Origin of the sequence: Actinotalea sp. JY-7885, from assembly GCF_014525465.1 — a bacterium.
In the GTDB taxonomy this organism is placed as follows: Bacteria; Actinomycetota; Actinomycetes; order Actinomycetales; family Cellulomonadaceae; genus Actinotalea.
This window is the reverse complement of the sequence record NZ_JACEXH010000157.1, coordinates 1-7414: the sequence shown is the minus strand read 5'-3', so window position 1 is coordinate 7414 and position 7414 is coordinate 1. Positions and strand designations below refer to the sequence as shown.

General features: G+C 75.2%; 10 protein-coding genes. 5 read left to right on the top strand and 5 right to left on the bottom strand.

The features are described 5' to 3' along the window. From tsaB to tsaD, 3 genes are all read left to right on the top strand, one after another. Nucleotides 1-569 (top strand): tRNA (adenosine(37)-N6)-threonylcarbamoyltransferase complex dimerization subunit type 1 TsaB (tsaB, locus tag IDM29_RS13090; RefSeq protein ID WP_188037616.1); only part of this gene is annotated, 569 nt, incomplete at its 5' end. Then, complete coding sequence (rimI, locus tag IDM29_RS13085) at nt 566-1117, top strand: ribosomal protein S18-alanine N-acetyltransferase (protein ID WP_220457966.1); 552 nt, start codon at nt 566-568, stop codon at nt 1115-1117. The genes tsaB and rimI, both read left to right, overlap by 4 nt. Further along, on the top strand, nt 1110-2165 hold the full coding sequence (tsaD, locus tag IDM29_RS13080) for a tRNA (adenosine(37)-N6)-threonylcarbamoyltransferase complex transferase subunit TsaD (RefSeq protein WP_182111999.1): 1056 nt from the start codon (nt 1110-1112) through the stop codon (nt 2163-2165). Before rimI ends, tsaD begins: the two co-directional genes overlap by 8 nt. Before the next feature lie 27 nt (nt 2166-2192). Here tsaD and IDM29_RS13075 read toward each other — a convergent pair whose 3' ends face one another. Genes IDM29_RS13075 through IDM29_RS13060 form a run of 4 tightly spaced genes read right to left on the bottom strand, consistent with a single transcriptional unit; the run spans nt 2193 to nt 5508 of the window. Next, complete coding sequence (locus tag IDM29_RS13075) at nt 2193-2756, bottom strand: hypothetical protein (protein ID WP_182111998.1); 564 nt, start codon at nt 2754-2756, stop codon at nt 2193-2195. Then, nucleotides 2753-3103: a PadR family transcriptional regulator gene (locus IDM29_RS13070; RefSeq protein WP_255491630.1), complete on the bottom strand. Its 351-nt coding sequence runs from the start codon at nt 3101-3103 to the stop codon at nt 2753-2755. Before IDM29_RS13070 ends, IDM29_RS13075 begins: the two co-directional genes overlap by 4 nt. Before the next feature lie 45 nt (nt 3104-3148). Beyond that, the gene (locus tag IDM29_RS13065; RefSeq protein WP_182111997.1) at nt 3149-4285 is read right to left on the bottom strand and encodes a glutamate--cysteine ligase; all 1137 of its coding nucleotides are present in this window, start codon (nt 4283-4285) and stop codon (nt 3149-3151) included. Next, a complete protein-coding gene (locus IDM29_RS13060) occupies nt 4285-5508 on the bottom strand; it encodes an SAM-dependent methyltransferase (RefSeq protein ID WP_182111996.1) in 1224 nt (407 codons plus the stop codon). Before IDM29_RS13060 ends, IDM29_RS13065 begins: the two co-directional genes overlap by 1 nt. A 231-nt stretch (nt 5509-5739) precedes the next feature. Between IDM29_RS13060 and groES the strand changes: the two genes are divergently transcribed. Further along, nucleotides 5740-6036: a co-chaperone GroES gene (groES, locus tag IDM29_RS13055; RefSeq protein WP_199422729.1), complete on the top strand. Its 297-nt coding sequence runs from the start codon at nt 5740-5742 to the stop codon at nt 6034-6036. 136 nt (nt 6037-6172) lie between these two features. Here the strand turns inward: groES and IDM29_RS13050 are convergent, their stop codons facing one another. Continuing rightward, complete coding sequence (locus IDM29_RS13050) at nt 6173-6463, bottom strand: WhiB family transcriptional regulator (RefSeq protein ID WP_182111994.1); 291 nt, start codon at nt 6461-6463, stop codon at nt 6173-6175. Nucleotides 6464-6782: 319 nt separating this feature from the next. Here IDM29_RS13050 and IDM29_RS13045 point away from each other — a divergent pair. Next, the coding region (locus tag IDM29_RS13045; RefSeq protein ID WP_188037615.1) for a MerR family transcriptional regulator at nt 6783-7414 on the top strand (632 nt) is incomplete at its 3' end.

Below are 7414 nucleotides of genomic sequence, written 5' to 3'. Positions count from 1 at the left end.
AGGCCGGTGTCGACCGGCGCGCGCTCGGCGCCGTGGTCGCCGGGACCGGCCCCGCGCCCTTCACGGGCCTGCGCGCGGGGCTCGTGACCGCCCGCACGCTGGCCTTCGCGCTCGGCGTCCCCGTCCACGGGGTGTGCTCGCTGGACGCCCTCGCCGTCCAGGCGTGGGAGGCGGGCGCCCCGGGCGACGCCGAGGTCGTCGTCGTCACGGACGCGCGACGCCGCGAGCTGTACACGGCGCGGTACCGCCGCGCCGGTGACGGCGAGGCCCGGGGCGACGTCGTCCCGGTGGACGGACCCGCCGTCGTGCGGCCCGACGACCTGGCCGCGACGCTCGCGGCGCGTGGGGGTGTCGTCGTCGGCCCCGGCCTCGCGGTGCACCCCCTGCCCTCCGCGGGCGACGCGCCCCTCGTCGACGGCGTGGATGCGGCCGTCCTGGCGCGCCTCGCCCTCGCGCGGCGCGGTGGCCTCGCGGGCCTGACCACCGGCGAGCCCCTGCCCACCGAGCCGCTCTACCTGCGCCGGCCCGACGTCATGCCGGCCGCCGCCCGCAAGCGGGTCACCGGGTGAGCGCTGCGCCGCACGCTCCCGGCGACCTGCGCCGGCTCGTCGCCGCGGACGTCCCCCGCCTGGCCGAGATCGAGCGCGAGCTGTTCGGCCCCTCGGCGTGGTCGGTGGGGATGCTGCGCGAGGAGCTCGCGGCCGACGGGCGCTGGTACGTCGGCGTCGACGTCGCCGGCCCGGACGGTGCGCCCGTGCTGGCCGCGTACGCGGGCCTGTGGTTCGACGGCGACGTGGCCCAGGTGATGACGCTCGGCGTCGTGCCGGCGGCGCAGCGCCGCGGGCTCGGCGCGGCGCTGCTCGCGGCGCTCGTCGGCCGCGCCCGCGAGCTCGGGGCGCAGGCCGTGCTCCTCGAGGTGCGCGTCGACAACGAGCCCGCGCTCGCGCTCTACCGGGCCGCGGGGTTCGAGGTGCTCGGACGCCGTCGCCGGTACTACCAGCCCGAGGACGTCGACGCCTTCACGATGCGGCTCGAGCTGGCTCCCGCGCCGGCGCCCGGCTCCGGGCCCGTGGCCGGGGACGCGGCCGGCGACGCCTACCCTGGACACCATGTCTGACGCGCTCGTCCTCGGCATCGAGACCTCCTGCGACGAGACGGGCGTCGCGCTCGTGCGGGTCACCGACCAGGGCAGCGAGCTGCTCACCGACGTCGTCGCGAGCTCGATGGACGAGCACGCGCGCTTCGGCGGGATCATCCCGGAGATCGCGTCCCGCGCCCACCTCGAGGCGATGGTGCCCACGCTGCGCACCGCGCTCGAGCGGGCCGACGTCGACCTCGGGCAGGTGGACGCGATCGCCGTCACGGCGGGGCCCGGGCTCGTCGGCCCGCTCACCGTGGGCGCCGCCGCCGCCAAGGCCCTCGCCGTCGGGCTCGACGTGCCCCTCTACGGCGTCAACCACGTCATCGGGCACGCGGCCGTCGACGAGCTCGTCCACGGCGCCTTCCCGGAGCGCGTCATGGCGCTCGTCGTCTCGGGCGGGCACTCCTCGCTCCTGCTCGTCGACGACGTCGCGACCGACGTCACCGAGCTCGGGCACACGCTCGACGACGCCGCGGGGGAGGCCTTCGACAAGGTGGGGCGCCTGCTGGGGCTGCCCTACCCGGGCGGGCCGCACATCGACCGCCTCGCGCGCGAGGGCGACCCGACGGCGATCCGCTTCCCGCGCGGGCTCACGGCAGCCAAGGACCAGGCCCGGCACGCGGACGACTTCTCCTTCTCGGGGCTGAAGACGGCCGTCGCGCGCTGGGTCGAGGCGCGCCGGGACGCCGGGCAGGAGATCCCGCTGAACGACGTCGCCGCGTCGTTCGCGGCAGCGGTCGCCGACGTGCTCACGGCGAAGACGATCGCGGCGTGCCGGCGGCACGGGGTCGACACGCTCGTCGTCGGCGGCGGGTTCTCCGCCAACTCGCAGCTGCGCGAGCTGGCGGCCCAGCGCTGCGCGGAGGCCGGCATCACGCTGCGCATCCCGCCGATCCGCTACTGCACGGACAACGGGGCCATGATCGCGGCGCTCGGGGCCGCGGTGGTCCGTCGCGGGGTGCGGCCCAGCCCGCTGGACCTGCCGGTCGACTCGTCGATGCCGCTCACGCAGGTCACGGTCTGAGCGGTCCGTCCGGTCCCGCCGGCGGCCTCAGCCCCACGCCCGCCACACGCGCGAGCCGAGCAGGAACGCGACCGCGCCGACCGCGACGAGCACCGCCGCGCCGGGTGCCGACGGCGTCTGGGTCACGGAGAACTCGTCCTGCGTGGCGACGAAGACCGTCGGGGCGCCGAAGGGGTAGCGCGTCACGGTGCCGCCGCCGAGGGCCTCGAGGGTGTCGAGCGTCCCGATGGCGTACGCGCCGCCCAGGTAGACCATCATGCCCACGGCGAGCGTGGCCGCGACGGCGCCCGAGTTCCAGCGGGGCAGCGGGCGGCCGAGCTCGGACGTGTAGCTCTCGGCCAGGACCAGCGGGTGGCCGAGGTCGCGCACGGCGCGCGCCATGCCGACGTCGGCCGCTGCGTGCGTGAGCTCCGCGCGCAGGTCGCGCTGGACCTGCTTGCCCTGGCGCCGCGGGTAGTCCTGCAGGTGCCACGAGAGGCGCGCCAGGTACCACTCGCGCCGGAGGCGGTCGCGGACGCTCAGGCGTGCCGGCGGTGCGGCCGCCTGGCCGGGGTCGCCCTCGGGCGCCGGGGCGCCGGTCGTGGTCGTCATGTCGGCTCCTGGGTGGTGGTGCGGTCGAGGACGGTGCGGACGGTGCGGGTGAGGTCCGACCAACCGCGCACGGAATCGGCGAGGTGCTCGGCGCCCGGCGCCGTCGGCCGGTAGTACTTGCGCGCGGGACCGGACGAGGACGCGACGAGGCGCGAGGCGATGAGGCCGTCCCGCTCGAGGCGCGTGAGCACCGGGTACACGGTGCCGGTGGCGATGTCGGTGAGCCCGTCCGCCTGCAGCCGGGTGACCAGCTCGTAGCCGTACGACTCCTGCTCGGTGAGCAAGAGGAGCACGAGCATGGGCAGCACGCCCTTGAGGAGCTGGGGGTCCCGCGCGGCCGGCGTCACGCCTCAGAGGCTATACCTACTACTCGGCATTGCCAACTAGCCGGCTCAGAGTGGCGCGCCCGCCCGCATCTCCTCGACCAGCGCCGCCACGACCGGGTCGAGGTCGCCGCCGTGCCGGCGCGCGACGGCGCGCTGGCGCTGGTAGGACGCGCCCTTGCGCAGGATCGTGCGGACGCCGTCGAGCTCGGCCGTGCACCGCAGGCGCTCCGCGACGGGCTCGAGGTCGACGAGCATGCGCTCGACCGCGTCCGTGACCAGCTCCTCCTCGCCGTGCGCGTCGAGGATGATGATCGCGTCCATGCCGTAGCGCGCGGAGCGCCACTTGTTCTCCTGCGCGAACCAGGGCGGCAGGGTCGGCAGCTCCTTGCCCTCGTCGAGCATCGTCGAGAAGTGCTCCACGAGGCAGTGGATGACGGCGGCGAACGCCATCACCTCGGCGAGGTTCGAGGCGCCGTCGCAGACGCGGACCTCGAGCGTGCCGAAGCGCGGCGAGGGGCGCACGTCCCACCGGATCTCGTCGATCTGGTCGATCACGCCCGTGTGCAGCATGTCGTGCGCGTAGCCCTCGAGCTGCTCCCAACGGTCGAACTGGAACGGCAGGCCCGCCGTCGGCAGCTGCTGGAACATCAGCGCGCGGTTGGACGCGTAGCCCGTGTCCTTGCCGCCCCAGAACGGGGACGACGCCGACAGCGACTGCAGGTGCGGGAAGTACGTGAGCACCGCGCGCAGGATCGGCAGGACCTTGTCGCGGTCCTCGATGCCCACGTGCACGTGGACGCCGTAGATGAGCATCTGGCGGCCCCACCACTGCGTCCGGTCGATGAGGGTCGCGTAGCGCTGCTTGTCGGTGACCTTCTGCTGGGCCCAGCGCGCGAACGGGTGCGTGCCCGCGCACATGAGCTCGACCCGCAGCGGGTCCGTCACGGCGCGGATCTCCTCGATGCTCGCCTCGAGGTCACGGCCGGCCTCGGCGACGGTCCGGCACACGCGCGTGGCGATCTCGACGGTGTTGAGCAGCAGCTCCTGGCGGATCGTCGGGTGCTCGCCGCCGTCGGGCGGCGCCACCGCGTCGAGCACCGTCTGCGCCACCTGGCGCAGGTCGCCCGAGTCCGCGTCCACCAGCGCGAGCTCCCACTCGACCCCGAGGGTCGACCGCTCGGACCGGGCGAACGGGATCTCCATCAGACCGGCTCCACGAGGAGCACCTGCTGCGACCCGTTCACGCGGGTCAGCACGATCGTGGCCTCGGCGTCGCCCTTGAGGTCGAGCTGCTTGCGCAGCTGCTCGGGCACCACGGCGGTGCCCCGCTTCTTGATGGTCAGGCGCCCGACGCCGCGCTCGCGCAGGGCCGTGCGCAGCCGCTTGAGCCCGAACGGCATGACGTCGAGCACGCGGTACGCGGTGCTCAGTGCGCGCACGTCGGGCGAGTCGGTGGGGGAGGCCGGGGCCAGGTGGTCCGAGGTCACGTAGGCAATGGTGGGGTCGAGCAGGCGCCCGCGCACCCCCTCCGCGACCAGAGAGACGAGGCCGGAGCGGATCACGGCGCCGTCGGGCTCGTAGAGGTACGCGCCCGGCGGCCCGACGTCGGCCCCCGGGACGCCGTCGGCCGGCGCCCGGAGCGTCGCGGCGGACTCCCCGCGCAGGACGAGCGCCGTGCGGCCGGGGCCGTCCGGGGCGAGCGGGCCGAACCACAGACCGGCCTCGACGACGTCGCCGTCGACCGAGACCCACTGCGCCTCCGCGTCGTCGGGGACGGCCGTGTGCGGGATCGCGGGACCGACCTTCACGCCCAGGGCGGGCGCGCGGCGCCGCAGCTCCAGGACGTCGTCGAGCGGCGGCGTGTAGGCCGCGGGGTCGTGACGCCTGCGGCCGGCGGCCGTGCGGCGCGCCGGGTCCGCGAACACCCCGTCGACCCCGTCCGCGCCGCCGGGCGCGAGGTCGAGCGTGAGCCCGTCGACGTGCCTGACCTCGGCCTCGGGGAAGTGGCGCAGGTTCACCGTGGCCACGGCGGCGGTGAGCTCGTCGACCTCGGCCGCCAGCACGCCCAGGCCGAGCGCGGAGAACGCCATCGCGTCGCCGCCGATGCCGCACGTCAGGTCGGCGACCCGGGTGCACCCGGCCGACGTGAACCGCTGGGCGTGGCGGGCGCCGACGGTCAGCCGCGTCGCCTGCTCGAGGCCCGCGGGCGTGAAGAGCATGCCGGCCGCGAAGTCGCCGAACTTCTCCCGGCCCTTCGCACGCAGCCGCGACTGGGTCAGCGCGGCGGCCACCAGCACGGGGTCGACGCCCTCCTTGGCGAGCCGCTCGGACAGGACCATGGCCAGCCGCTCGTCGTACGGGGGCAGCGCGCCGAGCAGCGCCCACCCGTCCGGGCTGAGCAGCAGCGAGAGCGAGCGTTCGTCCACGTCGCCGATCCTGGCACGCCGCCCGCCCCGCGGCCGCGTCGGCCGACCCGCGTTGGCACTCGTGTTGACCGAGTGCTAACGCCGCGCATAGATTCCCCTTGGCAGTCCTCCTCGGAGGGTGCCAGCCGCACCGGGACCTGAGGGGTTGTCCGGCACCCGCGACGACGGGCAGCCCTGGGGCCCGCGGCCATGAACCGATCCGTTCCCACGAATGCGAAGGGGAGGTCCGCTGTGTCGGTCTCCATCAAGCCGCTCGAGGACCGCGTCGTCGTCCGTACGCTCGAGGCAGAGCAGACGACGGCCTCCGGTCTGGTCATCCCGGACACCGCGAAGGAGAAGCCCCAGGAGGGCGAGGTCCTCGCGGTGGGTCCGGGCCGCGTCGACGACAACGGCCAGCGCGTGCCGCTGGACGTCGCTGTCGGCGACACCGTGATCTACAGCAAGTACGGCGGCACCGAGGTCAAGTACTCGGGCGAGGAGTACCTCATCCTCTCGGCTCGCGACATCCTGGCCGTCGTCGTCAAGTGACGTCGGCCGCGCGCTGATCACCGCGCGCGCAGCACGCACGACGAAGCCCCGCACCAGCTGGTGCGGGGCTTCGTCGTGTGTCTGCCTGCCGGTGCCGAGCCGTACGCCGACGACGGCTCGGACCGGCCGGGAACGCTCAGCCGGCCTTGCGGAGCCGGTTCGCGAGCACGGCGGCGCGCTCCTCCTCGGAGAGCCCGCCCCACACGCCGTACGGCTCGCGGACGGCCAGCGAGTGCTCGCGGCACGTCTGCATCACGGGGCACGTGGCGCACACGGCCTTGGCGGCCTCGGCGCGGCGGCGCCGTGCGGAACCTCGCTCGCCCTCGGGGTGGAAGAAGAGGGTCGGGTCCGCGTCGCGGCACTTGCCCTCGTACTGCCACTCCCACAGGTCCATGACCGGGCCGGGCAGGCGCGAGATCTCCGTCATCGGGTCCTCCAGTAGTTCTCGGGTTGAGCCGCTGCGGGCACAGACCCAGTGGCGGTCATCGCGTCGGCGATGCGCCCAACCTAGAACCGCGTCAGAAGTTGGTCAACCCCCTTGGTCGAACTTGTTCGGCGGCGGGGCGCGCCTGCGGCAAGACCGCGCAGGCCGGTGCGCCGGTGGAGCGATTCCCGGGGGGCGCGACGCGTTCGGTCCCGCCGGTCCGGCGGGCCGGGTGGCGTACCGTGTCAGGAGTTGGGCACAATCGCGTCATGGTCATGACGCGAACCGTCGCGACGAGGACACGGGCGGAGGTGCTGGCGTCATGACCGGTCCCCAGGGCGAGCCGAGCCAGGAGCAGGGGACGGCCGCGTCAGGGCCCTCGCTCACCGTGGCCGCCGTCGCCCGCCGCCTCGGCGTGGCCCCCGCGACGCTGCGCACGTGGGACCGCCGCTACGGCCTCGGACCCTCGGAGCACATGGCCGGGGCGCACCGCAGGTACTCCGCGCACGACCTGTCGCGGCTGCTCGTCATGCGCCGCCTCACGCTGGAGGGCGTCGCGCCCTCGGAGGCGGCACGCGCGGCCCTGGAGAGCGACGAGGCCCCGGCGACCGCGCCGACCGGCCCCACGACCGCCGAGGTCCTCGACGCCTACTCCGACGCGGTCCCGATGGCGCCCGACCCCGCCGGCCTGGTCGCCGCGGCCGGCCACTTCGACAACGCCGCCGTGCGGTGGATGCTCGCGCGGGTGCACGCCCGGGACGTCATCGCCTGGTGGTCCGAGCTCGTGGCGCCGGCGCTCCAGCTGCTCGCCGAGCGCGCCGTCCTCGAGCGTCCCGGCGAGAGCGCGGCGCCCGTGCTGGAGGCGGCGGCCTTCGCCGAGCTCCGCAGCCGGGCCGCCGTCGCGACCGCCCGGCAGGGCTCGGCCTCCGGCGCGACCGGCACGCCGGACCGTCC

Coding starts and splice junctions, on each gene's coding strand:
- IDM29_RS13065 (WP_182111997.1), bottom strand. CDS start 4,285: ATGGAGATCCCGTTCGCCCGGTCCGAGCGGTCGACCCTCGGGGTCGAG.
- IDM29_RS13050 (WP_182111994.1), bottom strand. CDS start 6,463: ATGACGGAGATCTCGCGCCTGCCCGGCCCGGTCATGGACCTGTGGGAG.
- tsaD (WP_182111999.1), top strand. CDS start 1,110: ATGTCTGACGCGCTCGTCCTCGGCATCGAGACCTCCTGCGACGAGACG.
- IDM29_RS13075 (WP_182111998.1), bottom strand. CDS start 2,756: ATGACGACCACGACCGGCGCCCCGGCGCCCGAGGGCGACCCCGGCCAG.